This is a genomic window from Paenibacillus sp. VT-400, assembly GCF_001029205.1.
GTDB lineage: Bacteria > Bacillota > Bacilli > Paenibacillales > Paenibacillaceae > Paenibacillus > Paenibacillus amylolyticus.
On sequence record NZ_LELF01000047.1, the window covers coordinates 377,901 to 402,101 of the forward strand.

Annotated in this window: 22 protein-coding genes; 10 read left to right on the forward strand and 12 right to left on the reverse strand. The window is 47.0% G+C overall.

Annotated features, from left to right (window positions below):
• Positions 1–365: 365 nt before the first annotated feature.
• On the reverse strand, positions 366–1,808 hold the full coding sequence (uxaC, locus tag EL84_RS04075) for a glucuronate isomerase (protein WP_036667887.1): 1,443 nt from the start codon (positions 1,806–1,808) through the stop codon (positions 366–368).
• Between the two features lie 203 nt (positions 1,809–2,011).
• Between uxaC and EL84_RS04080 the strand changes: the two genes are divergently transcribed.
• Positions 2,012–2,755 carry an MBL fold metallo-hydrolase gene (locus EL84_RS04080; RefSeq protein WP_047840808.1) on the forward strand — a complete coding sequence of 248 codons (744 nt, stop codon included), beginning with the start codon at positions 2,012–2,014 and terminating at the stop codon, positions 2,753–2,755.
• Positions 2,756–2,937: 182 nt separating this feature from the next.
• On the opposite strand, the gene EL84_RS04085 is transcribed toward EL84_RS04080, so the two are convergent.
• From EL84_RS04085 to EL84_RS04095, 3 genes are all read right to left on the reverse strand, one after another.
• Positions 2,938–3,474: a hypothetical protein gene (locus EL84_RS04085; RefSeq protein ID WP_152682959.1), complete on the reverse strand. Its 537-nt coding sequence runs from the start codon at positions 3,472–3,474 to the stop codon at positions 2,938–2,940.
• Between the two features lie 523 nt (positions 3,475–3,997).
• Positions 3,998–5,479, reverse strand: coding sequence for an alpha-amylase (locus EL84_RS04090; protein WP_047840810.1), 1,482 nt, complete (start codon positions 5,477–5,479; stop codon positions 3,998–4,000).
• Positions 5,480–5,682: 203 nt separating this feature from the next.
• Complete coding sequence (locus EL84_RS04095) at positions 5,683–7,995, reverse strand: ATP-dependent DNA helicase (RefSeq protein ID WP_047840811.1); 2,313 nt, start codon at positions 7,993–7,995, stop codon at positions 5,683–5,685.
• 137 nt (positions 7,996–8,132) lie between these two features.
• Between EL84_RS04095 and EL84_RS32835 the strand changes: the two genes are divergently transcribed.
• Positions 8,133–8,630 carry an antibiotic biosynthesis monooxygenase family protein gene (locus EL84_RS32835; RefSeq protein WP_053061377.1) on the forward strand — a complete coding sequence of 166 codons (498 nt, stop codon included), beginning with the start codon at positions 8,133–8,135 and terminating at the stop codon, positions 8,628–8,630.
• A 172-nt stretch (positions 8,631–8,802) separates the two neighbouring features.
• A complete protein-coding gene (locus EL84_RS04105) occupies positions 8,803–10,785 on the forward strand; it encodes an LTA synthase family protein (RefSeq protein ID WP_047840812.1) in 1,983 nt (660 codons plus the stop codon).
• Between the two features lie 184 nt (positions 10,786–10,969).
• Here EL84_RS04105 and EL84_RS04110 read toward each other — a convergent pair whose 3' ends face one another.
• On the reverse strand, positions 10,970–11,863 hold the full coding sequence (locus EL84_RS04110) for a LysR family transcriptional regulator (protein ID WP_047840813.1): 894 nt from the start codon (positions 11,861–11,863) through the stop codon (positions 10,970–10,972).
• Between the two features lie 166 nt (positions 11,864–12,029).
• Between EL84_RS04110 and EL84_RS04115 the strand changes: the two genes are divergently transcribed.
• Positions 12,030–12,887 carry an alpha/beta fold hydrolase gene (locus EL84_RS04115; protein ID WP_047840814.1) on the forward strand — a complete coding sequence of 286 codons (858 nt, stop codon included), beginning with the start codon at positions 12,030–12,032 and terminating at the stop codon, positions 12,885–12,887.
• Between the two features lie 159 nt (positions 12,888–13,046).
• Here EL84_RS04115 and EL84_RS04120 read toward each other — a convergent pair whose 3' ends face one another.
• From EL84_RS04120 to cidR, 4 genes are all read right to left on the reverse strand, one after another.
• Complete coding sequence (locus EL84_RS04120) at positions 13,047–13,718, reverse strand: hypothetical protein (RefSeq protein WP_047840815.1); 672 nt, start codon at positions 13,716–13,718, stop codon at positions 13,047–13,049.
• A gap of 47 nt (positions 13,719–13,765) precedes the next feature.
• Entirely contained in the window at positions 13,766–14,440 is a 675-nt protein-coding gene (locus tag EL84_RS04125) for a GNAT family N-acetyltransferase (protein WP_047840816.1), read from the reverse strand.
• 73 nt (positions 14,441–14,513) lie between these two features.
• A complete protein-coding gene (locus tag EL84_RS04130; RefSeq protein ID WP_047840817.1) occupies positions 14,514–15,371 on the reverse strand; it encodes a carbon-nitrogen hydrolase family protein in 858 nt (285 codons plus the stop codon).
• Positions 15,372–15,483: 112 nt separating this feature from the next.
• Entirely contained in the window at positions 15,484–16,368 is an 885-nt protein-coding gene (gene cidR / locus EL84_RS04135) for a cidABC operon transcriptional activator CidR (protein ID WP_047840818.1), read from the reverse strand.
• Positions 16,369–16,529: 161 nt separating this feature from the next.
• On the opposite strand from cidR, the gene EL84_RS04140 reads away from it, so the two are divergent.
• The 5 genes from EL84_RS04140 to EL84_RS04160 all read left to right on the forward strand — a co-directional run bounded on the left by EL84_RS04140 (position 16,530) and on the right by EL84_RS04160 (position 19,943).
• Positions 16,530–16,901, forward strand: coding sequence for a CidA/LrgA family protein (locus EL84_RS04140; protein ID WP_017691758.1), 372 nt, complete (start codon positions 16,530–16,532; stop codon positions 16,899–16,901).
• A complete protein-coding gene (locus EL84_RS04145; protein ID WP_047840819.1) occupies positions 16,898–17,578 on the forward strand; it encodes an LrgB family protein in 681 nt (226 codons plus the stop codon). The genes EL84_RS04140 and EL84_RS04145 overlap by 4 nt, the downstream gene beginning before the upstream one ends.
• Positions 17,579–17,684: 106 nt before the next feature.
• Positions 17,685–18,203, forward strand: a complete 519-nt coding sequence (locus EL84_RS04150) for an AbrB/MazE/SpoVT family DNA-binding domain-containing protein (protein WP_047840820.1) — start codon at positions 17,685–17,687, stop codon at positions 18,201–18,203.
• Positions 18,204–18,330: 127 nt separating this feature from the next.
• The gene (locus EL84_RS04155; RefSeq protein ID WP_047840821.1) at positions 18,331–19,026 is read left to right on the forward strand and encodes a Crp/Fnr family transcriptional regulator; all 696 of its coding nucleotides are present in this window, start codon (positions 18,331–18,333) and stop codon (positions 19,024–19,026) included.
• 77 nt (positions 19,027–19,103) lie between these two features.
• On the forward strand, positions 19,104–19,943 hold the full coding sequence (locus EL84_RS04160; protein WP_082218831.1) for a DNA alkylation repair protein: 840 nt from the start codon (positions 19,104–19,106) through the stop codon (positions 19,941–19,943).
• A gap of 125 nt (positions 19,944–20,068) precedes the next feature.
• Here EL84_RS04160 and EL84_RS04165 read toward each other — a convergent pair whose 3' ends face one another.
• Positions 20,069–20,449, reverse strand: coding sequence for a DoxX family protein (locus EL84_RS04165; RefSeq protein ID WP_053061378.1), 381 nt, complete (start codon positions 20,447–20,449; stop codon positions 20,069–20,071).
• A gap of 423 nt (positions 20,450–20,872) precedes the next feature.
• On the opposite strand from EL84_RS04165, the gene EL84_RS04170 reads away from it, so the two are divergent.
• Complete coding sequence (locus EL84_RS04170; protein ID WP_047841062.1) at positions 20,873–21,172, forward strand: winged helix-turn-helix transcriptional regulator; 300 nt, start codon at positions 20,873–20,875, stop codon at positions 21,170–21,172.
• A 106-nt stretch (positions 21,173–21,278) separates the two neighbouring features.
• Here the strand turns inward: EL84_RS04170 and EL84_RS04175 are convergent, their stop codons facing one another.
• Both EL84_RS04175 and EL84_RS04180 read right to left on the reverse strand, forming a co-directional pair.
• Positions 21,279–22,283 carry a Gfo/Idh/MocA family protein gene (locus EL84_RS04175; RefSeq protein WP_047840822.1) on the reverse strand — a complete coding sequence of 335 codons (1,005 nt, stop codon included), beginning with the start codon at positions 22,281–22,283 and terminating at the stop codon, positions 21,279–21,281.
• Between the two features lie 68 nt (positions 22,284–22,351).
• Positions 22,352–24,010, reverse strand: a complete 1,659-nt coding sequence (locus EL84_RS04180) for a glycerol-3-phosphate dehydrogenase/oxidase (RefSeq protein WP_047840823.1) — start codon at positions 24,008–24,010, stop codon at positions 22,352–22,354.
• Positions 24,011–24,201 lie beyond the last annotated feature (191 nt).

The following is a 24,201-nucleotide window of genomic DNA, read 5'->3' on the forward strand; positions in this document are numbered from 1 at the left end:
ATCCAACATCATAGGACATCTATTAAATAGTAGTACAATTAAATAGATGAACAATTAATTAGGTGTACTAAGTATATTATCGCAAGAAGCAAATGTCAAACATCTAAAAATAAACAATATAAACCCATAACCAAGAGCCTATACGCGCTTGATTTTGGTTTTTGTCATTTTGCCGTCATTGGAGCTTGCTATACTTATTATGTGCAATCGCACGAATTCAACTTACAAAGAAACTCCCATTCCTTACTCCGATGGATGATGACCCGGGGGTAAGAAATGGGAGCATTATATATTACGATTGAAAATTAGAAACTAGAGAAACTTCATATTGCATAACTTGCATGATTAGGTGCGTTTGTTGCTCATTAAGACTGTGAAGCAGAGACTGTTTTTGGCACTGAAGCAAACGGGAAATACTCTTTTGCATTGTTGTAGGCGATGCCCTGTACGATCTGACCAAGCAGATCCATATCCTGCGGTGCCTCCCCTTGTTCGGCCCATTCACCAATTAGGTTGCAGACCAGACGACGGAAATACTCATGCCGGGTGTAGGACAGGAAGCTGCGTGAATCGGTCAACATGCCAACAAAACGGCTGAGCAGACCAACATTCGCCAAGGCTTTCATCTGAGCGAGCATGCCATCCTTCGTATCATTGAACCACCAGGCGGCACCAAGCTGGATTTTGCCCGGAATGCCCCCGCCCTGGAAGCTGCCGATGATCGCCGCGAGCACTTCGTTGTCCCTTGGATTCAGAGAATACAGAATCGTTTTGGGCAGTGCTTGTTGCTGCTCCAACGCGTCGAGCAATCCAATCATCGCTGCGGAAAGCGGCGTATCATTCACGGCATCGTAACCAGTATCCGGCCCAAGTTTGGCAAACATCCGTGTGTTGTTGTTACGGGCTGCATTAATGTGGAACTGCATCACCCAGCCCCGATCTGCATACAGTTTGCCAAGGAACGTCAGCGTTACCGTCTTGTACTTGTCCTCTTCCTCACGAGTTACCTTCTGACCCGCAAGTACCTTTGCAAAGATGGCAGCTGCTTCTTCGCGTGTAGCCACGCCGTAAGGAACATAATCAAGTGCATGGTCAGAGACTCTGCCGCCGACGGAATGGAAAAATTCCACACGTGACTCCAGCGCAGCAAGGAAGGATTCATAATCTGAAATGGCAGTGCCAGATGCCTGCGACAGCTTGCCCACCCATTCCACGAAGGTATCCCGGTTCAATTCCAAGCCTTTATCCGGGCGGAAAGAAGGTAATACCGCCGTATCAAAGCCTTCGATTTCCTGAATTTTCAGATGATACTCCAGAGAATCCGTTGGATCATCGGTTGTGCACACAACAGTGACATTGGATTTGGTAATCAGATCGCGTGCACCGAATCCGTCACTGTTCAGTTTGGCATTTACTTTTTCCCAGATGGCCGGTGCGCTTGTCTCATTCAATACTTCGTAGACGCCGAAATATCGCTGTAATTCCAGATGAGACCAGGCGTACAGTGGATTACCAATCATCATCGGTACCGTTTTGGCATAAGCCATGAAACGATCGTAATCGGTTACTCCCTCGCCGCCGGTCACATATTGCTCTTCAATTCCGTTTGCGCGCATGAGCCGCCACTTATAGTGATCACCGTATAACCAAGCCTCTGTAAGATTGCCAAAGGTTTTGTTCTCGTAGATCTCCTGAGGACTGAGGTGGCAATGATAATCAATAATCGGCATGTCTTTGGCATAATCCTCATATAACTTGATCGCCGTTTCATTGTGCAGCAAAAATTGTTCATCCAGAAAAGATTTCATTCGCCTCGCACGCTCCCTTTAGGTGAGTTTACGTTCATATGGGTTCACTTCCCATCTTTACGCTACACTGTTTATCATCAAAGTTCAATATAAAATGATAGCGTTATCAAAAAAGGTTGATTTAGGCATATATTCGGGAACAAGGTATACTGGATTTAACGCAAGGATGCTGATCTGAAGATCACACAAGGAGATGAAATGAATTGAAAATCACTTTTCTCGGCACAGGAGATATGTTCAGCATGGAGCAGCACCACAATAGTATGTTGGCCGAATTTGGAGGAACGCATCTGGTCATTGATTTCCCAGAATCAAATGCTAAAGCACTCAAGGAATATGGATTCGCCATGACCGATATCCACAATGTGTTCATTACCCATTTGCATGAAGATCATATTAATGGTGTACAGATGCTGGGTTATTACGCACAGATCGTAGGCGACCGCAAACCCCGTCTGTTCATCCACGAACAATTGGTAGAGCCACTCTGGAACATTCTATCCCCCGGCATGCGCTACACAACGGATGGTGAACGTACCATGAGCGATTACTACGATGTCATCCCCCTGCCAGATGGAGGCACATTCGAACTGGGCGGCGTGACGTTTGAGACGTTTCGGACGCAACATGTTCCCGGTATGGTCAGCAATGGGCTACTCGCCAAGCCTTACTTCTTTTACAGTGCAGACAGTACACTCGATCAGGAACGGGTGGAGCAGGTTGCCGCTGATGTGCAGCTGATTTTCCATGAATGTCATATGCACGATCTGGTGATCAAATCCCATACCTCATTGAAGGATCTGGAGCAGTTACCCGCGGAAGTGAGACAGAAAACCGTACTGATGCATTATCATGATGAGTACGCGGATGCGGACAAACGGGAACAGTTCAACCGCGCGCATGATCTACGGATGGTTGGTACGTTGGAATCATTTGAACTGGAGTAGGTAAAACCACAAACCCGAAAAGCCTGGAGCATTTTCAATGGAACGAAGTGAGTTCAATCGAATGTGGGATACGATGAATCAGTATTTTGAAAAGCAATAACCTTACTATCTCAAATAGATGAACCGGCAGCGTCTACTCAGATTCCTCATACGGAACTGGCGGATGCTGCCTTTCTATTAATCTAATCTCTCTCCAATGACTTCATATACTCAATCGTCCTTGGAGACGGCTCGGCCTGAACATGAAAATAATCTTCCGTTCGCTGATCATTTGGGCCATAGGAAATTTTGATATACATATCTGCATAACGCTGGAGGATATTGCTGTCGATCTCCGCCTTTGGTTTCAAGACATAACTTCTGCTCAGACTCAATCCAAGCGGTTCCTTGTCCGGCCCTAAACTAATTTCGTGTGTATTACTCACATTGGAATGAAGTATCTCTCCGGCATCTATTCGATTTATCATGTTGGGATCGAGGGTGAAGGTCTGAATGACATTAACCATGGGCACCCGAGCCTCATTCACCAAAATCTCATAAGTAATCCGATCAACTCCGGATTCATGACTCACATCCACCGTTGCTGTCAAATTATAATCATCAGGCGTATCCGCTGGCCCCTGGTTTGGTCCCAAACTGCAAGCCCCCAGACACACGGCTATTACACATAGGTACATGACCAACGGGAAGAAACGGTTCATCTCTCTTTTGGGACTCATGTCATCTCTCCTCTTCTCCAATCCTCTGCAAAGAATATCGCTTATTACGTTCTCTCATTTTGTTTTCTAACACTCCATATTTGGATTATTGTACCATGTATTAAGATGTGGAACCGAACTGTTCCTTTCTCATTTCATGTTTTTACTAGTAGCAGTGATTCGTTAGCTTAACTCAGTTAAGCTAACGAATCTGAGAGGCCTTATTCGGTTGAAATCCGAGTTACCAGTATTCTAACGAATCTCAGACGCGTTAATCTGGTGATGTTGCTCCAATTGGCGTTATTTCAATCGTTTTTGAGAGTAATAAGATTACTGAGATGCGTTAGAATTCCAATAACGCTAATTCAGTGCAAATAAGGCGTGCTGAGTTCGTTAGGATGGAGTTTTAGTTACACCTAGAAAAATGCAAAAAAAACACCTGAACACAGGCATGCATGCTCTCCTGTTCAGGTGATTCAACGATCTATATATACTGTTTTTATACGGTCGGTGTATCATTTCTTATCCTGCCTGGCACATGCCGTTACTCAGCGTCAGCGCAGTCCTCATTCTGTTCAGGAAGAGCCCATACCGAGACGCCTCCACCACATACATGGAAGGTGGCCCAGCCGTCTTTCTCAATGGTAATCTGATCATCACAGCTCTTCGTCAGATCCACCCAGACTTCACCAGCACGATGCTCTCCGATGAACATTCTCTTCTCACCGTCATCCCCGTTGGAGATGACCACTGCACAACCGGAACCTTCGATTTCCTCTACGCCACGACGTACCCAGCCAATCGTATTGGCGTGATCGAAGTAATCTTCCTGCTCTCCATACGCCTTGTTGCAACGGGCAGACAGCAGAATGTCCAAAATCTCTTTTTTGCCATCCACAGGTTCAGGTCCACCAATACCATAATAATCCCCGTAAAATACAACCGGATAACCATCGCGACGTAATAGCGTCAACGCATAAGCGCTCGGCTTAAACCAATCACCAATCCATGATTCCAACGCTTCATGAGGTTGGGAGTCATGGTTATCTACGAAGGTTACCGCATGGGTAGGATGTGTCTGCACCAAGGTATCATCAAAAATTTTGGAGAGATCAAAGTCTCTACCTGCAAGCGAAGCCTCATGCAACTTGTAGTGAAGAGACACGTCAAACAGGTCGATCTGATAGTCTACCGTATCGAGGAATTCACGACATGCATCCAGGTTTGAATTCCAGAACTCGCCTACGATGTAGAAATCCTGACCGCGTTTGCGGATCATCTCTGCTGCGAACTCCTTAATGAATTCGTGGTTGATATGCTTAATCGCATCCAGCCGGAACCCACCACACTGGAGGGTATCGATCAGCCATTTCCCCCAATCGATCATCTCGCGCCGAACATCCGGGTGGTTATAATCTATATTGGCGAACATCAGATAGTCATAGTTGCCAAACTCATCATCAACATTCTCATTCCATTTTTTATTCTCTCCTGCGATGCGGAATACACCTGTTCGTTCTCCCTTGGCATCAAAGTCCGTGCCGTTGAAGTGTTCAGAGTTCCATTTAAAAGAGGAGTATTGATCCCCGCGACCCGGGAATGTGAATTTGGTCCAGCCCTCAATCTCAAACGGCTCAGAAATTTCCTTCGTTCGATCATTGGGATCAACCTCAATCACTTTAAAAACTTCCGTCTCATCTGCTCCGGCCTTGTGATTCATGACCAGATCCACATAGACGGCGATTCCGTTTTTCTGACACTCGGCAATGGCCTCCACCAGTTCCTGCTTGGTGCCATATTTGGTCCGTACGGTACCCTTTTGATCAAATTCGCCCAGATCGTACAGATCATATACACCATAACCTGTATCTTCTGCTGACACCGCCTTGGTTACGGGTGGCACCCATACCGAGTCAATGCCTTTGGCTTTCAGTTCCGGGGCCATTTCAGCCAGTCGCTTCCAATGATCTCCGTCTGCAGCCAGGTGCCATTCAAAAAACTGCATCATGGTATGATTTCTCTTCATTATAACCGACCTCCTTGATTGCTTTCGAAGCGGACCGCGGAACGGATAGGGTAATCGCCGTTGTTCGTTCGTTGCTAACCAAGTTATAACCCTTTCACCCTACCCTTCAATCATATAAAGAAAAGAAATCTGAGAAAAATGTTAAACTTCTTGGTTCAGCATTTGCCTGATTCCATTGAAATTGCTGTGGAAATGCATCATATTCAAATTCGTTTATAGTCCCGCCACTCCTCTGGCAGCAGGGAACGATAAGGTTCCTGGATAAACCGATCGTCGACCAGCACCAACACACCCCTGTCTTCCTCCGTCCGAATCAGCCGTCCACCCGCCTGCAGCACCTTGTTCATACCCGGAAAGATATAGGCATAATTGAATCCGTTGCGTCCTGTCCGATCATAGTAATCACGTAATACGTTGTTCTCCAGACCAATCTGCGGCAGCCCTGCACCTACCACAACCACACCATTCAAGCGGTCTCCCGGCAGATCGACCCCCTCCGAGAATACGCCACCCATGACGGCAAATACCAAGCGTGTTCGTTCAGGATTCGGCTGAAATCCATCCAAAAACTGCTCCCGTTCCAGTTCGTTCATGCCCTGCTTCTGTATGACCGTATCCGCTTCATTCGGAAGCTGTGCATAGGTTTCATAGATCTCCCGCATATAAGGATAAGAAGGGAAGAACACCATTAGATTGCTGCGCGGCCATTCACTTACCAGCTGTTGCAGCATCTCCGCAATGGGGCGCCGGGATTGCTCCCGATCCTTATAACGCACGGATAAGGGCAGGAGTCTCACATCCAATTGTTCGCGCTGAAACGGCGATGGAATCTGCAACGTATAATCCTCTTCCTCTGCACCCAGCATATCCCGATAATAGCGAAGAGGTGACAATGTGGCCGAGAAATGAATGAGGGAGCGGAATCCTTTGGCCGTCTGACGAAGCAGTACCGAAGGATCGAGACAAAATAACTTCACTCTCACTTCACTTCGAACACACTCTGCATACGTAATAAAACGTTCATCATACAGCTTGGCAATACGCAGGAAATTCTGTGCCGTGAAGTAGGCATCCAACAGCAGCTGATCCGTCTCGGCATTCCCCGAGCCACCTTCAACAAGGCATTGCTCCGCGACCATGACAAAAGGCTCCAGTCGTTCAATCAGTTCCTCCGGTGCTTCCTGCTGGATGATCTTTCCTTCTTCTCCACCGTTTTTCCGAAGGGTAATCAGATACTTATCAATGGCCCCGGTGTAGTCAACAATGGCTTTGGCAGCAGGCACACCGCTGTCCAGCGACTGGAACTCTCTTTTCACATCCAGAAATACTGCCTTCTCCAGCTCAGCGGAAAACATCATTCGGCCACGATCGACCAGATTATGAGCCTCGTCCACCAATAACACCGTCTTGCGTTTCTGCTCCTCCAACATTCTTTTCAGAGAGATCCTCGGATCGAAAATATAGTTATAATCGCAGATCACCGCATCGGCTGCATACGCCGCATCCAGTGAAAACTCAAACGGGCACACCCGATGTTTGCGCGCATACTGCTCGATGACCGGACGTGTCATCAACGTCTCATGTTCCAGCATGTCCAGCACGGCCCCGTTAATACGGTCATAATATCCTTCACACATGCCGCATTGCCCCGTATCACAAGCTTCCTCTTCTTTAAAACATATCTTGTCCTTCGCGGTCAGACTGATCACATGCATCTTCAATCCTTCCGATTGCATCCGGGCAAAAGCTTCTTCCGCCGCCACCCGTGTCGTCGTCCTCGCGGTCAGATAGAACAATCGGCTTGCTTCGCCTTCGCCAATCGCTTTGACCGTGGGGAACAGTACGGACATCGTTTTACCAATGCCTGTTGGTGCTTTCGCCATCAGTCCCTGACCCTCACGGATTGTTTTGTAAACGGCTCCTGCCAGCTTTCGCTGTCCCTCCCTGTATTTGCGAAAAGGAAACGGCAGCTCTTTCACACTGATATCACGCTTTTCTTCATATGCAGCGATCATCTCTGCATATGGCGCATAACCGGCAATCACTTCTGCCGCAAACTGCTCCAGTTCCTGTCGTTCTGCCATTCGGCGAAACCGTCTTTCTTCATGGGTAACCGAATGCACATACGTCAACTGAACTTGCATACGTGGTTCGTCTTGCTGAACGGCGTACATGTAGGCATACATCATGGCCTGCGCCCAATGCACGGGAAGCCCCTCACCCAGATCATCCAGATTGCCCGCAGTTGATTTGATCTCATCCACCGTCAACTGACCCTCCAACCGGATCAGGCCATCACATCGTCCCTCCACCACATAGGTCAGATCCCCATGTTGAATCTCAGCTTCGAGCACAATCTCTTTTAAATCCTCTTCCGTGTACTCCTTCTGTACCCGCTGATGAATTCGAGTTCCCTCCTGCATCGAGGCATTGGTCCGGAACCCTGGACGTATGCTGCCACTGCGGTACACATACTCTACCAAAGGTCTAACCGATATCCGAATTGTTGTTGTCATACGATCACCCGTTCTGTTTGTAGTGATTATACTTTATCATGAAAAGACGTACTCAAACCAGTTGATCCGCCGATTGGACTCGCACAATCCCATATGCTATGTTGAGATAGAATGTACTTAATAAGGAGGCAGCTTCTATGTATATCTATTTGGTTCCTTCACCGATTCCGGATGCACTTGCTGCATACCCGCATCTGACTTTGCGAAGCGAAGAGCACGTGCGCCTGGCTATTGAATCCGCAGAACGCCTAATGAATATCGAGTCTGATGATAAAGTAGCCGCATATGAAGCTTTCGATGCTGCAGGCTCCTGGACTGGCGGTGGTTACGCTGTTCTCAACAATATCCCTGTCACAGAGGATGGTCGTAACGATTTCGAAGAACGGTTCAAGAGCCGTGCCCGCAAGGTAGAAGACGAGCCTGGCTTTGTCGGTATTCGTGTGCTTCGTCCTCTGAAGGATGACACATATGTCGTACTTACACTCTGGCAGTCGGAGGAACACTTCAAAGGCTGGCAGGAATCCCAAGCATATAGTCACGCTCACCGTAACCGCAGTACAAGCGAAGGCCTGACCGCACAGAAGCCTACCATGTTCCCCAGACCTTCTTACGTCACAACGTACACTATAGAATAACGAAATTGGGTCGCATCTGTCTTTTATCGCAGTAGCCCATGTTTTTTTCAAACCTCTTCCTGCATGGAAGAGGTTTTTTGCCGTCAATTGTAGAAGGCTCTCATTTTTGACACAGCCATGCTGAGATAGGATAATACTTGTTAAATGAAACTTCGGAAGGGAAGGCGGTACCTTGTCACGCAGTTCACTCACCCGATTTCTAAGCGGACCGTTTATATTCTTTACCATTATCATGATGATCAAAAGTTCACTGGCCTGGATTGTTATCTTTGATGACATCCCTGTCTGGAAACCACTGCTGACCGAATTGCCGCTCATCTGGATCGGCTTCTGTCTAATCGAGTGGTTTGCTGCCAAGCGGCGAATGTGGATATACCTTGCCATGAATTTGCTGCTCTCAGGGATTTTCTTTGCAGCCATCATGTACTACAAATACTATGGCGTAATCGTTAACTATCATGCGTTGGCACAGGTGAATCAGGTGACCTCGGTCAAGAGCAGCATGTTTTCTTTGCTTGACCCCTATTATTTGTTTATTTTTGCAGACGTTCTGATTATCGGGGGGATACTCATTCGTCGTCGGATCAAGCTCGGGAGTACAGAACGTCCGAACCGCATTCCGCTTGAACGACGTGCCAGAAGAAGGGTTGCCTCGGTCATACTGACCTTGTCCATGATCCTGTGCATGCTCAACATCTATCCCAATCGAGCCAGCATGAGTGAGCTTACACAAGCAGAACAGATGGGCATCCTCGGTTACGAGGCGTATACCATCCTGGATCGACCTGATAAACCTGTGCCCATCGCTCACATTGATCAGACTGACATCGACCAACTGAAACAAACGACCGAACTTCCTGCGATTGTGGAGAAGGGTGCCGCGAGCGGACGCAATGTGATTATGCTCCAGTTGGAATCGTTTCAGAACTTTCTGATTGGATTAGAGGTAGATGGACAGGAGATTACGCCTAATCTGAATCAATTGGCTAGACAGAGCCTGTATTTTCCGAACTTCTATCAGCAAGTGGGACAGGGAAATACATCAGATGCAGAATTTGTTGTGAACACATCGTTCTACACCCCGCCGAACGGGGCAGCAACAACTGTATATGCGGATAAAGCTCTGCCGAGTCTACCCAAGCTGATGTCAGCAAACGGATATCAGACAGCTACATTCCATACAAATGATGTTCGTTTCTGGAATCGGGATCAGTTATACAAGGCACTTGGATTCGACCAGTATTATGATATTAATTATTTCGGCACACAGGACTCTATCGCCTTTTCGGCCTCGGATGAAGTACTATATTCCAAAACACTGGATAAGCTGGAATCCCTGCAGTCTTCGGGTGATCCCTTCTATGCCCATATCATCTCCATGTCAGCCCACCACCCGTACACTTTGCCTAAAAACAAGGTGAAGCTGACGCTGCAAGAGCGTTACAAGGATACGTTGCCCGGTAATTATCTGATATCACAGCATTATGCGGATCAGGCGGTTGGACAGTTGATTGCTGGATTGAAAGAACGGGGATTATGGGAAAATAGCTTGTTTGTCTTGTACGGGGATCACCTGGGGCTTCCCATCTATTCACTGGATCGGGATGACAAAGTCCTTATGAAAGAGTTGTATGGTCGTGAATACACATCAGCAGATATGATTAATATTCCACTCATTATCTCGGCCCCGGGCGTTACCCCGGGTGTACAACTGGAACAGATCGGAGGCCAGGTGGACATTCTGCCAACGATTGCGGGGCTCACCGGTGTATCGCTGAAGGACCAATTACACTTCGGACAGGATTTGTTACACGAAGGTGGAAATCTGCTACCCGAACGTTATTACCTTCCTTCCGGGTCGGTACTAAACGATGCTTCTCTCTTCATACCGGCGAAAGGATACGGGGATGGGACGCATTATTCCCTAGCTGATGCGGGCAGACAAGATGCCAAGCAACAGCAGATGAATGTTCCTTCAGAAGAAATACTGAAGAATTCGGGAGATGGGGAATCTCCAGCATTCGCCACGCCCAATAACAGTGCGGTGCCCTCTTCACGGTTTATAACGAAGGAACAATATGATCGGGCATTGGATCTTGCACACTTGTCCAACAGTTATTTGAGCCAGCTCCCGGATCGAAAGGACGCGAACTGATTTTATTTTTCTAATATTCTAAAAAGAGCTTCATAGTGAATCACCAAGTACTGAAGTTTCTTCAAGATTACACATCTATAACGTACATGATCAATCCTGCAAGGATGAACATGTACGTTATTTGAATTACACACAATCGGCATTCAACCCTTTTCCATTTCAGAAGGCTACAAGAGCTGATGGATCAATATTCTTTAAAATATTTCAGTAGTTCCGATTGGAAACTTTCAGCAGTAAAACTACGCTCTCGATTTTTATGAACAATCAGACCATGCGTAAAGCTTATTTTAGAAGTAAAAAGAAGAATTTTTAATCTACCCATCTTTAGTTCGTTTTTGATCGCTATTTTAGGGACCAAGGCAAAACCTTTTCCACAGCATACAAGTTCCTTGATCATCTCAAGACTTGAAAGCTCTAACGCATCCTTAACCACAATCCCTTCATTCTTTAGAACATCTACAGCAGTCGTATGATACAAACAAGATGTGCCGTTACTGATAAACACCTCGTCATTTAAAATCTGCGCCCCTACACTTTCCACTTTCCGAACCAAATCCTCAGATGCAACAAAAACAATAGTCTCTTCCATAATCGGATAAAAGAGAATGTCATGTCGCTCAGGGTTTTGAGGAACAATGCCAAAATCCAGGGCATAATCCAGCACACTTTTTAGAATATCTTGATGCGCCCCTTGTTCAACACGTAAATTTACGCTTGGAAAGTTTCTCGTATATTCCTGTACAAATGGAAGCATGCGTGTAAGAAAAAAGGATTCCTGTAGTCTAATATTTATTGTTCCGCACGGCTCATTCATATCATTCATACTTTCTTTAAGGGATTCACTTAAGTGGACATACTGATAAGCATATTTGGAAAATACTTTTCCAGCTTCCGTAGGTTCCACCCCTCGTGGAAATCGATGAAACAACTTCTGTCCGCAGATCTTCTCCAGCTGTTGAATATGAGTTGTTACTGTGGACTGGACATAACCTAAGCGCTCCCCAGCTCGGCTGAAACTCTTCTCTTCAAGCAAAGCAATAAATGCCTGAAAAAAACGACCCTCTAAGGAATTTATCATATCTTTCACCCTTTTGTATTTCGATTTAAAATAGCTAGTATTCAATCTATTCATTATTCAAATAAATATATTAATTATACAATAAAAACACGTCATCACCAGTTGTACAAGTAAGTAACAGAAATAATATTGGACTTCTTAATGAACCAGAAGGAGATGTAAAAAAATGAAGATTAGTTATCAGCATCAGAAAGTTGGAGATGTCGAAGTTTTTTACCGTGAAGCCGGGCCTAAGGATGGCCCAGTTATTTTACTATTACACGGGTTTCCATCCTCTAGTCATATGTTTCGCGACCTTATTCCCAAACTGGCAGAACAATACCGTGTCATTGCCCCTGATCTTGCTGGGTTTGGTCGCACAACAACTCCACCGCGTAGTCAGTTTGACTTCACATTTGACGGCCTGTTTCGAGTTATTGAAGGTTTCACTGAAGCATTAGCTCTTAAGAAATATGTAATGTATGTGTTTGATTATGGGGCACCTGTCGGTTATCGCTTGGCAGTGGCTCACCCGGAACAAGTTCAAGCCATTATTAGTCAGAATGGCAACGCATATGTCGAAGGGTTTAGTGACGCATGGGGACCTTGGGAGATGTATTGGCACTCTCCAACACCTGAAAATCGTGAAGCATGTCGTGATTCCTTAACCCCCGAAACTATCCGTAACTTTCAGTATCTTCATGGAACTGATGCTAGCCTCGTTTCACCAGACGGATATTCACTGGATATTGCCTACATGTCACGCCCGGAAGCTGAAGAAATCCAACTGGATTTAATCCTCGATTATAGAACAAACGTGGATCTTTATCCTGAATTTCAGGCTTATTTCCGCAATTATCAACCTCCTCTTCTAGCTGTATGGGGTAAAAATGATCCTGCTTTTCTTCCTGCTGGAGCTTTAGCTTATAAGCGTGATATCCCATTTGCAGAAGTGCATTTACTTGATACTGGGCATTTTGCTCTCGAAACACATGTGACAGAGATCCATGAGCTCATTCATCACTTCTTAAAGAAAATATTTTAAAACCAACTTACATTGGCTCAATCTCAACCTCGAACTAAATAGAAAAAGCCCGTAGAAAGCAGGTCCAATAATGGCCTGTTCTACGGGCTTTTTGCATCTGTCATCATTCTTCAAGGTACTTGCAACGCCACTATGATCTAATGTTCTATCCCGTCCAGTTTACAACGGCAGTAGCGCAACCGACTTGCGAGCAGTCAATTGCTCTACCATGGCAAGCCATTCTTGTGGTTTGTTAGGAAGCACTGCATAATATCGATTCAGGAAATCAGCCACTAGGCTTGCTGGCAGTTCACCAAGCGACTCATCACCTGGCATGAAGCACAGGTCCAAGCCGCCAACTGCTTCACCGTCCCCTTGCCAGGATGGATGAACATACGGGAAGTCCAAACGCTGATATCCCAGATGGGACAGCACTTCGCGACGCACATACGGGTCCATTGGCTTAATGCCGCCAAACTCGTGATCCTGACTCAGATAAGGGTTATAGATTTCGGCAAACATGCCGAACAATTCTTTCCCGTTTGCTGCAGCCAGCTTTTGCAGATCACGCTTGCGGTGATTCGCCAGGAAACTGCCGATCCCCAGACCTTCACGCCCAATAATCGTAAAGTCCGTCATGGCTACGTTCCAGTCCTCGTAATAACGGTACTCCGTCGCTCCAACAACCTGTCCCTCATGCACAGCCACGAACACCCGAATACCCGGATCTTCCAGCGGTTCTTCCCACAGGGGGAAGTCCAGCACTTCTTCCCGCGGGAAAATCTCCTGCATCAGCTTGTGCATTTGTGCAAACAATGGATCTTTAATAGATGTAATACGCGTGAATTCCATGGATAAATACCCCCTCGATTGATGATGTATTTCATTTGATTTTATTTTTATTTGAACGGATTCCGCCACTCCATCAGGGCAGCATAATTACAGGACTCCTCATCGTCCAGATAGTCTGCGGTCACACCAACCGGCATGCGGCCACAGCGAAGCAGGAACGAGATCACCGGGTCACGCCTCTCTCCCACTGCTACCTGATCCAGATATTCCTGCGCAGATAGTTGGTCTGCAACCAAATGATAACCGGGCATTCTACCAGCACCTAGTAACCGATCCATCCCCTGAGCGATGACAAGGTGGTACATCGCCTGCATCATAAGCTGAGCCAGTCCCCATTTGCGGTACTTTGGACGAACACAGAGATCAACAATATACAGCGTGTTGCCAGCTGGCTGGTGGTTACGAATATAACCGTCATCCGTTACTTCAGCCCAGGTATGACTTGCTGGATGTGCAGGGTCCCACTGCATCCGTAGCGAGGTCATTGAGCCAGCCAATTCTCCATCGACTTCAATACAGATGGCACCCTCCGGGTAATGCTGTACATGACTGGTGAGCTGCTCGTGACTCCAGAGCAGTTCTTCCGGATAAGGAGGAGGGAAACTCTCCGCCTGAATGCGAATGAGTTCCTCAAAGTCGGATGCAACATAATTGCGAACGACTACTTTTACCCTTTTGCCACTTCGCTCCGGGTCGGTGATCAGCATTTCTTTGGTATACATGTTGCCGGGTCACCCCTTTCCACTGACAAAATGAATTCCCTACTCTGTTTCGTTCGGTTTTAAGAGCAACTCGCTACTCCCAATCGGTATACAGATCAGTACGGCGGTCACGCCAGGTCGTTACCGATCCACGTTCGCGCACCTCATACAACAAGTCCAGATCCAGATCGGCGGTCACGATCATATCGTTGTTAATCTCACCCTCGGCCAGAATGCCACGTGGCGGGAACGGAATATCATTTGGCGTGATGATCGCAGCCTGTCCATAGTTGGCCCGCATGAAGTCAACGGTCGGCAGATTACCCACTGTTCCGGTTAACACAACATACACCTGATTCTCCACCGCGCGGGCATGACTCGTATAACGCACACGGTAGAATCCATGACGATCGTCCGTGCAGGAAGGACAGAAAATTACGTCTGCGCCTTTGGCTTTGGCCATCCGCACAATTTCAGGGAATTCAATATCGTAACAGGTCAGCATGGCAATACGGCCTTTGTCCGTGTCGAACACCTCAAGTCCCTCTCCGGGAGCCATGTTCCATTCCTGGACTTCGGTTGGTGTAATGTGAATCTTGTCCTGACGCGCGATGCGACCATCTGGGTAGAACATGTGGGCTGTATTATATAACTTCCCTTCACGGCGAATGACGTGGGTTCCCCCGATGACGTGCATGTCGTACTTGGCAGCAAGTGACGTGAACAGTTGTTCATATTGCTCCGTAAAGTTTGGCAGATCCTCAATCGTCAGTGCATTGCCTTGTTTGTTCCCAATGGACATTAATTGCGTTGTGAAAAATTCCGGGAACAGCACAAATTCGGTTCCGTATTCACTCGCTGTCCGTATGTAATGCTCAGCCTGAGCGGCGAACTGCTCAAACGAGCTGATTGTTTGTAGCTGGTATTGTACAGCGGATACCCGCAATTTCATGTTCGTACACCTCCATCATGATTATGCTTCCATTGTAACAACGATCCGGGGTCAACAAAAGAGTATTTACACCGGGCACTACAATGACAGAGCAACCTTCCGATCGCTTCCCTTACTCACCTAGCATCGACTGTGTGAATCCGATCCACTCTCTCGTGGCAAAAGACAGATAGCGGTCCTTCCGCCAGATCATGCCGAGCTGCCATGGAATCACCGGTTCCACCACGGGTATAATGCGCACGCGCATGTGGTCTACCTCACGACAGATCGTCTCCGGTAGCAAGGCTACTCCCAGATTGGCGGCAACCATCGCGCTGAGCAGATCCCACTGGGAGCTCTCATATACCACACGGGGCTGGAACCCAGCATGCTGACAGGCCACAATAATCCGGTCATGCAATGCAAAATCCTCCCGAAACAGCACAAAGGCGTCGTTTTCCAGTTCATGCAGGGCAACCGACTCTTTCCCTGCAAGCGGATGTGAAGGGTGTACGAGCAGGTTCAGCTTCTCTTTCACAAACACAAAATGATCCAACAGTTCATCCACGGTTGGCAGTACGGCAACGCCAATATCCAGTGCACCACTGATCACATCGGCCTCCACTTTTTTGGCACCATCCTCAAACAGCTGAATGGTCACCTGCGGGTAGGCTTTGTGAAATTCACCAATGATCATGGGGAAAAAGCTTGATCCTACCATTGGCGGCAAGCCGATCCGCAGATGGCCTTTCTTCAAATTCATCAGGTCGTCCAATTCGGACGACAGACTGCGGAATGATTTTTCAATCTCAAGTGCCTGCCGAAAAAACACATGACCTGCATCGGTTAGTTCAACTTTCTTCCCATAACGGTCCAGTAAAGTGATACCCAATTCCTCTTCAAGACTCTTGACCGTCTTGCTGATCGTAGGCTGGGTGATATACAGAACTTCGGCGGCTTTTGTGAAGCTCTGCTGCCGGGCAACTTCCAGAAAATATTGCAAATGACGGATATCCATCGGTTGATTCCCACCTCTCATAGATAAATGGAATAGTAAACATTCTTAATATGCATTTTACTCATGAAAGAATGCCATGTAAAATTTGTGATATCAAATGAATCATTTTCATTTTCATAATAACTTAAACGATTACGTTGATTATACAAGGAGGGATTGAAGTGAAAAAATGGGGCCTTGGTATTGCACAAGTTGCGCTCTTAATGGTTTTTTCACTGCTCATGGACCTGCTGGCCCGTACTCTCCATCTTCCTGTACCCGGTTCAATACTCGGTATGGTCGTGTTATTCATTCTGCTTCAGACTCGTGTCGTGAAGCTGCGCTGGATTGAAGTTGGAGCTGCCTGGTTGCTCGGTGAACTATTGTTATTTTTTATCCCGTCAGCCGTTGGCATTATGAACTATATGCCCATGTTGGAGCATGACGGATTGCAGATTTTATTCATCGTACTACTTAGTACTTTCCTGGTCATGTCCTGCACAGGCCTGGTTGCTACACGAATCGCGAAACGAAAGGAGCGTCACACCGGATGATTGGATTTCTCTGCCTGCTGTTAACCGTCGGTATCTATGGGGTCGCCAAACGAATGTATCGTAATCTGCCAAAAGTATATCTGTCTCCACTGCTCATTACGCCGCTGCTTGTTGTTGGCATATTGCTTGCAACAGGAACGGATTATGCCACGTATAGCAGTGGCGGCAAATGGCTGAGTCTGCTTCTTCAACCGGCCACCGTGGCTTTTGCCGTACCGCTCTATACCTTTTTCCATGTACTCAAAAAACATATTTCCGAGATTGTCTTCAGTGTCATGACCGGCTCGGTCGTTGCAGTACTCTCTTCTGCCCTGCTCGCCAAATGGTTGCGCCTGGATTCCGGTCTCATTCATAGTCTGATCCCAAGATCGATTACAACCCCAATTGCCATGAACGTATCCGCCACAATCGGTGGCATACCCGCAGTGACAGCTGTTTTTGTTATTATGACCGGTTTGCTAGGGGTGATTATGGGACCTTCGATTGTCAAAATGCTGCGCATCGATGGGGAGATTGCACGAGGCACACTGTTTGGAACCGGTGCCCATGGCACAGGGACATCCAAGGCGTTTGAACTGAGTTCCCTGACCGGTACCATCTCCAGCATCTCCATGGTGCTCGCTGCATTGTTCACTTTAGCCGTTGCACCCGTGCTTTCCAAACTTATTTTTCCATAATAGATGGCATTATCCCACTTTTTTGAAATATTATTGTTGTATTAAAGCCCTTTCTTCCTTACAATAAGGACAGGTTTTTAATTGTGAATATTGCGGGGGAGATGCGATGAAAAGAACCGGAATGAAGAGATCTCTGGACCGTCTTGGACGAATTGTCCTTCCCAAAGAAATGCGGGATACGATGGAAATCCATATCGGCGATCCGCTTGAGTTTTTCATTGAAGGGAAAGAGTTGATTTTAAGAAAGTACAAATCAACATTATGTATTTTTTGCGGTGATGTAGATACGGAAATGTATTTCAAAGAACAATTCATCTGCCGGACTTGTGCAATTCAATTAAAACACCCGGATGACTCTCCCGACTGGTTCGTACCTCAGAACAAACAGGCTCCTGCACCCGTGGAGCGTCCTGCTTCCAAATCCGCCCCAGTCTCATCTCCCGCTAGGGAAGAAGGGACCACAGCTGACAACCAAGAATACCCGGACCTGCGGCCAAAGACGGCACGCATGCTGCAACAGATGAAAGAAATTGTTGAACAGAATCCCGGTTTGGCTCAACAGCAAATTGCGGAAAAGCTTGGCATCAGCCAAGGACGCGTCTCTCAATTAAAAAAGTTACTATAATCAAAATGGCATTTGATCATTTATAGTCAGAAGACCTTCCGATCAGGAAGTCCCGCTGCAAGAGAACCCGTTGTTTTTCGTGGGTTCTTCTTTTTTTTATATTCATATTGTAATGGAAAGGAGTTCTATGGATAAAATTCTGTATTTATCACAATTCGACCTCATGTCCTCCTTATCCGAGGCAGACCTGATTGAAATGGATGAGATGACTTCTATTACGACCATACCCAAAAACAGACATATCCAGACACCCGATACGTTTACAGAAGGTTTCTATTTTGTAAAACAGGGAAAGGTTCGTTTATATACATTAAATCCGGAGGGCAAGCAGTTCACTCTCGATATTTTGACGGAAGGTAACGTGTTTGGAGAAATGAACGGAATCTCACTCGGAACACGTGCCGTTTATATCGAAACGATGGAGGAGTGTGATATTTGCCTGATGAACAAACAACGCTTTGAACAGTTTCTGATTGAACATCCGGAATTTATGATGAGACTGATGAACGTACTAAGCGAGCGGATCAAACGAATGAGCGAGTTGACACAGACGCTCGCACTCGGAAACCTGCATGAAAAGGTGATACATAATCTCTTCCGGCTGGCTGAACAGATGGGATGGATCGAAGAAGATGAGTACTGCCGGATTCAACTCGGGCTTACCCATCAGGAGATTGCCTGGATGGCAGGAGCCACACGGGAATCGGTTACGATTGTCATGCAAGAGTTAGCAAGAGCCGGCCGTATTCGTACCGGATTCAAATCAGTCTCCCTTCATCGTGACGAAATCGCTAACCTCCGGAAAATCACTGCCCACTTGTAAGATGCCTTACATCCCTGTTCTCCAGCAAGTTGTATTGTATAACGCATGATGTTATACAACCAAGGAGGAGTATACCGTTGGATGCTAAGCCAGATCTATTTATCCCTGAAGACATTTTTCTTCGCAAAGGTGCCCGTAAAGCAACGGAAATCCCTGAGCATATCCGCAATTGGCTGCAAGCAGGACATATCGAATCGGTCAATCTGACCGAATGGCTGGCTGTAGATCATGTTTCTCTTTTTCAGAAGGTTACCCATGAATGGGGAATGGATGCCGAAGCCAGAGCAATTACAGAGCAGTTAACACAGATGGATGAGCAGCGGATCATGAAAATCATCCCGGCCATAGCCACTGTATGGCTTGATCTGTTGAAACGTCCATCAGTCAATCAACAAACGAATCTCTTTTGTTCCATTGCAGAGCATCGTTCAGACAGTGTTCGCTGCTGGGCGGCTTATATCATTGGGCTGGATTCCGGTCTGAACCTGACTGAAAAGTTGGAGCATATTCGGCCCTTTGCAGCAGATCATCACTTTGGTGTAAGAGAAATCGCCTGGATGGCTGTACGGGAGTCCATCTCTGCCGAATTATCCTTAGCCTTGCAGCAGTTAATCCCATGGAGCGTTGACCCTGATCCACTGATCCGTCGCTTTGCCATAGAATCAATCAGACCTCGTGGCGTCTGGGCCAAGCATATTCAGGAGTTAAAAGAAAATCCGGCCTTGGCCCTTCCCTTGCTTGACGCGGTGAAATCCGATGCCCATAAGTATGTGCAGGATTCGGTAAGTAACTGGCTGAACGACGCCAGCAAGACCAATCCAGAGTGGGTGCGGCAGGTCTGTGCCACTTGGACTCAGCAGTCGGATACCCAACATACACAGCGAATCGTTACACGTGCCACGCGAAGTCTTACATAAAAAAAAGATGACCACCGCTCACTGGCAGTGGTCATCTTCTGCATAGCATCCGCGTTTACATTCCTTTTGACAGGAATACCTTTTCCTCAGTAAATAGCCCAATAAGGTTCCCTCTTATCTTTAACTTACGCCTGAACTGCGTCCATCTGGCCTTCTTCTTCCGCTTCCAATCTGCGCATGCCTACCACCAGAACAATGATGTTAGCTACCAACAACACAGCCGGGAACGGAACAGCAGCGTATTGTGCATAGATCAGATGACTTCCCACGGCCCCAATCAGAATGAAGGTCAGTATGCCAGAAGCCAGGATGCGAGTCCGTGGAATCAGCAGTCCTACAGCACTAAGCAACTCCGTAGCGCCCAGCAGATACATCGTCCATGTCGGATAAGAGAAACTTTCGAATGTCTGAATCATCATGTCTGCCCCACTAATCTTGTTAAATCCCGTCATGACGAAAACACCTGCTAACACAACCAGAAAAACGTAACCCAAAATCTTGTTCATATGTAGATCCTCCTATAACAAATTATATGTTCCTACTATGTAATGATTATTTTTGCTGCACATTGTAAAAAAAGAATCTATGTGAAAGTTCCCAAAGGTCACTCTGTTTTCAAGCGTTCAGCCCAGTTCAATTTTCAGAATAGTACGCGTTCATATTATACGTATTATTTATCACCAACTTACTTTTGTGAAGTTAGTATATAATAATAATATAATTTCTTCAAGTAATTTTTTGCTGTATGATGTATAATACATACAAAAGGTATGTTACAGTATATTTTGTAGTAACCCTCATTTACTTGGATGTCCTATATTCTTAAAGCGGCAGAAATCATGTCCTTTCATATACAACTTTGAAGAAAATCATTATGAATCGAGGTGAACACGTTGAAGCTGAAAAAAGTAAAATCACCAAGTCCCTGTATGATCACTCAAGCCATAGACATCATAGGCAAGAAGTGGGTACTGTTAATCATGTACCAACTGTTGTCCGGACCCAAGCGGTTTACGGAACTTGAAGCAGAGATGGCGATCAGTGGACGACTTTTATCGGAGAGATTGAAGGAAATGGAGACGGAAGGTATCGTAACCCGACACATGTTTCCCGAGATACCTCCCCGTGTAGAGTATGAATTGACACCGAAAGGCAGAGCCATTGAACCTGTCATTGATCAGATCTACAGTTGGTCATCCGACTGGTTGAAACAGCAGAAATCCGATTAGTTGAATTGCTGCTCAATAATCTCTACTCAACACAAATACGCCTGAATCAGGCTGATCTGCGGATCATTCCCTGATTCAGGCGTATTTGTATTCCATTCAAATTTTATTAATGAGAGAGATGTTTTGAAGGCTGAAGCTGTACCGGCAGACCGGAATCTGCCGATGCCAAGGCCGCCGTCGTGATCTCCTGTGTACGGCAGGCATCCGCATAATCGGACAGAATTCGTGAACGGTCTCCCGTACGCAGGGCGTGAATGAACGCTTCATTCTCACGCTCGTATGGGTTATGTCCTGCCGGAATCTCCAGACCTGCCATCGCATGTTTTGCGGCACTTGGCAGAAGCAAACGTTCTGGCGTCCAATCCCACACACCTGCATCCGTGTAGAACTGGAGTCCTGCGCCGCCCTCTCCGTCTGGCAACAGACATGTATTGGCGATACTGGCAATCGCTCCACTTTCCAGCTTAAGCGTCACATTTGCCACATCGGCTACGGTCACATGTTCATGCTTCTCATGCATGCTTCGCTGAGCTGCTACAGCATATACCTCCGTAACTTCTCCTGCACAATACCGAAGCAAGTCTACAATATGTGTAGTCTGCTCTACGAATTGTCCTCCTGAACCGTCCTGACGCCGCCACCAGGCGACCCCTGGCATTCCGCCCATCCAGCGGCCAAGAGCCATGCCGACCGTCTGTTCTTTCATCGATTGCTGCAGGACCTGCGCGGCCTCCTGATAACGGAAATGGTATCCTACAGAGGTTAACAATCCGCTCTTTTGCACCTGATCCAATACCTGACGCGGAACATCCATTCCGGTGCTCAACGGTTTCTCCACCAGGAATGGAATACCGCGGCGGATTAATTCGGACTCAATCGATCCGTGAGACATCGGAGGCACACAGATATACACCGCATCCAGCTTCTCACCATCCAGCATATGTTCAAGTTCCCCGTAACCAACAGCATCATAAACGGAGGCCATAGCCTCTGCCTTTTCGAGCGATGTTCCACAGACACTCGCAACACGAACACCTTCCATCCGTGCGAGAATATCCGCGTGTACCTTACTGAACCAGCCTGTTCCAATGATTCCGATCTGTAATGTCATGGATGTAATCCCCTCTCTATGTTACACGCTTACATGTTCCATTCGACTCTCGATCTTGAAATCCTGCCTCAGATTTTGCCGGATGCTTCCAGCAACAGCTGATCCAGTTCCTGTGTATGTTTAACCACTTCCTCTTCCGACCAGTCCAAACGACCTGCCATATACGAGATAACTGCTGCTTTATAGCGACGAACTTCATCAATACGGAAGAATAAATCACCTGTTCTTCGTACCAAAAAGTCAGATGGGGTTACAGCCATCTCTTCATCAATCGCGTAATGTAGCATAAGCAATAGCTCCTGTGGCATGCCATGAAGCTCGGACTTGGTGCGTGGATCGGGCATTCGCTCATACAGTGCCTCCACATTGGAACCATACGTGCGAACCAGCCGCTCCGCAGCAGGTCGGGCAAGCCCGAGGGCAACACCGTCCTTGATCTTGCGCTCCGCATACGATACAAATCCAGCCGATCCCCCTACATCACCGCCGGAGATGGGCATCTTCTTCGTTACACAAGGGCCTATGGAAAGCCCACTCTCCTGCTCCATCTGGCGTGCGACCAGATCAACAACCATCTCGGCCATTTTACGGTATCCGGTTAACTTGCCCCCGGCAATCGTAATCAGATTGGATTCGGATACCCAGACTTCATCTTTACGTGATATTTCGGAAGGATTCTTGCCTTCCTCATGAATTAGTGGACGTACACCCGCCCATCCGGATTCCACGTCCCCGGTACCAATGTGTACATCTGGAAACATGCCATTAACTGCATCAATCACATAATCGCGATCCGAATCGGAAATTTGCGGGTGTGCAGGATCATCCTGATATACAGTGTCGGTTGTTCCTACATAGGTTTTGCCATCACGTGGGACAGCAAATACCATTCGACCATCTGGTGTATCAAAATAGACGGCCTGTCTTAATGGGAATCGTTCACCATCAAAGACCAAATGAATACCTTTGGTCATCTGCAGCGTTTTCCCCTGGCGCGAACCGTCCAATTCCCGCAGACCGTCCACCCATGGACCGGAAGCGTTGATCACCTTGCTTGCTTTTAGCGTATATATCTGCCCATCGATCTGATCCATAGCTTCAATACCTGTAATCTTGCCATTCTCCTTCAGGAACGCTTTCGCCTTGACGTAGTTCACGGCCTGCGCCCCACGTTTGACAGCTTCTTTCATAACTTCAATGGTGAGCCTGGCATCGTCAGTCCGGTACTCCACATAGAGTCCACCACCCAACAACCCCTGTTTGCGTAATAAAGGTTCACTATCTGACACCGCTCCAGCACTCAACATTTGGCGTCGTTCACTGCGCTTCACCCCGGCGAGCCGATCATACACCATCAGTCCAATGGATGTGCTGAAGCGGCCGAACGTGCCTGCCGTATAGATCGGTAACAACATCGGTTCCGGTGTGGTCACATGTGGCCCATTTTCATAAACAACAGCCCGCTCCCGTCCTACCTCAGCAACCATCTTCACTTCATATTGCTTCAAATATCGCAATCCACCATGGACAAGTTTGGTCGATCGACTGGATGTACCTGCTGCAAAATCCTGCATTTCGACAAGCGCCGTCTTCAATCCACGCGAAGCCGCATCCAGTGCAATCCCTGCGCCTGTAATCCCACCACCAATAATTAATACGTCAAAATGTGCATTCGCCATGCTTTGCAAATATTCGGTCCGGTGTGCTGACGAGAACGTTTCTGTCATTCTTGAACCTCCTATTGATTTTCTCAATTTTTCCGTAAAAAAACAAAAAAAGGACCACGTCATTCGCTCAGCAATTGCTGAGCGGCACGTGGTCCCTCCCGATCTCCAGACATCATTTTTTAACTTGTGCCTTTATCCTATCACAGATTTTTGACGGCGTGAAGTCCTGAAATGACACATTATTCAAAAAA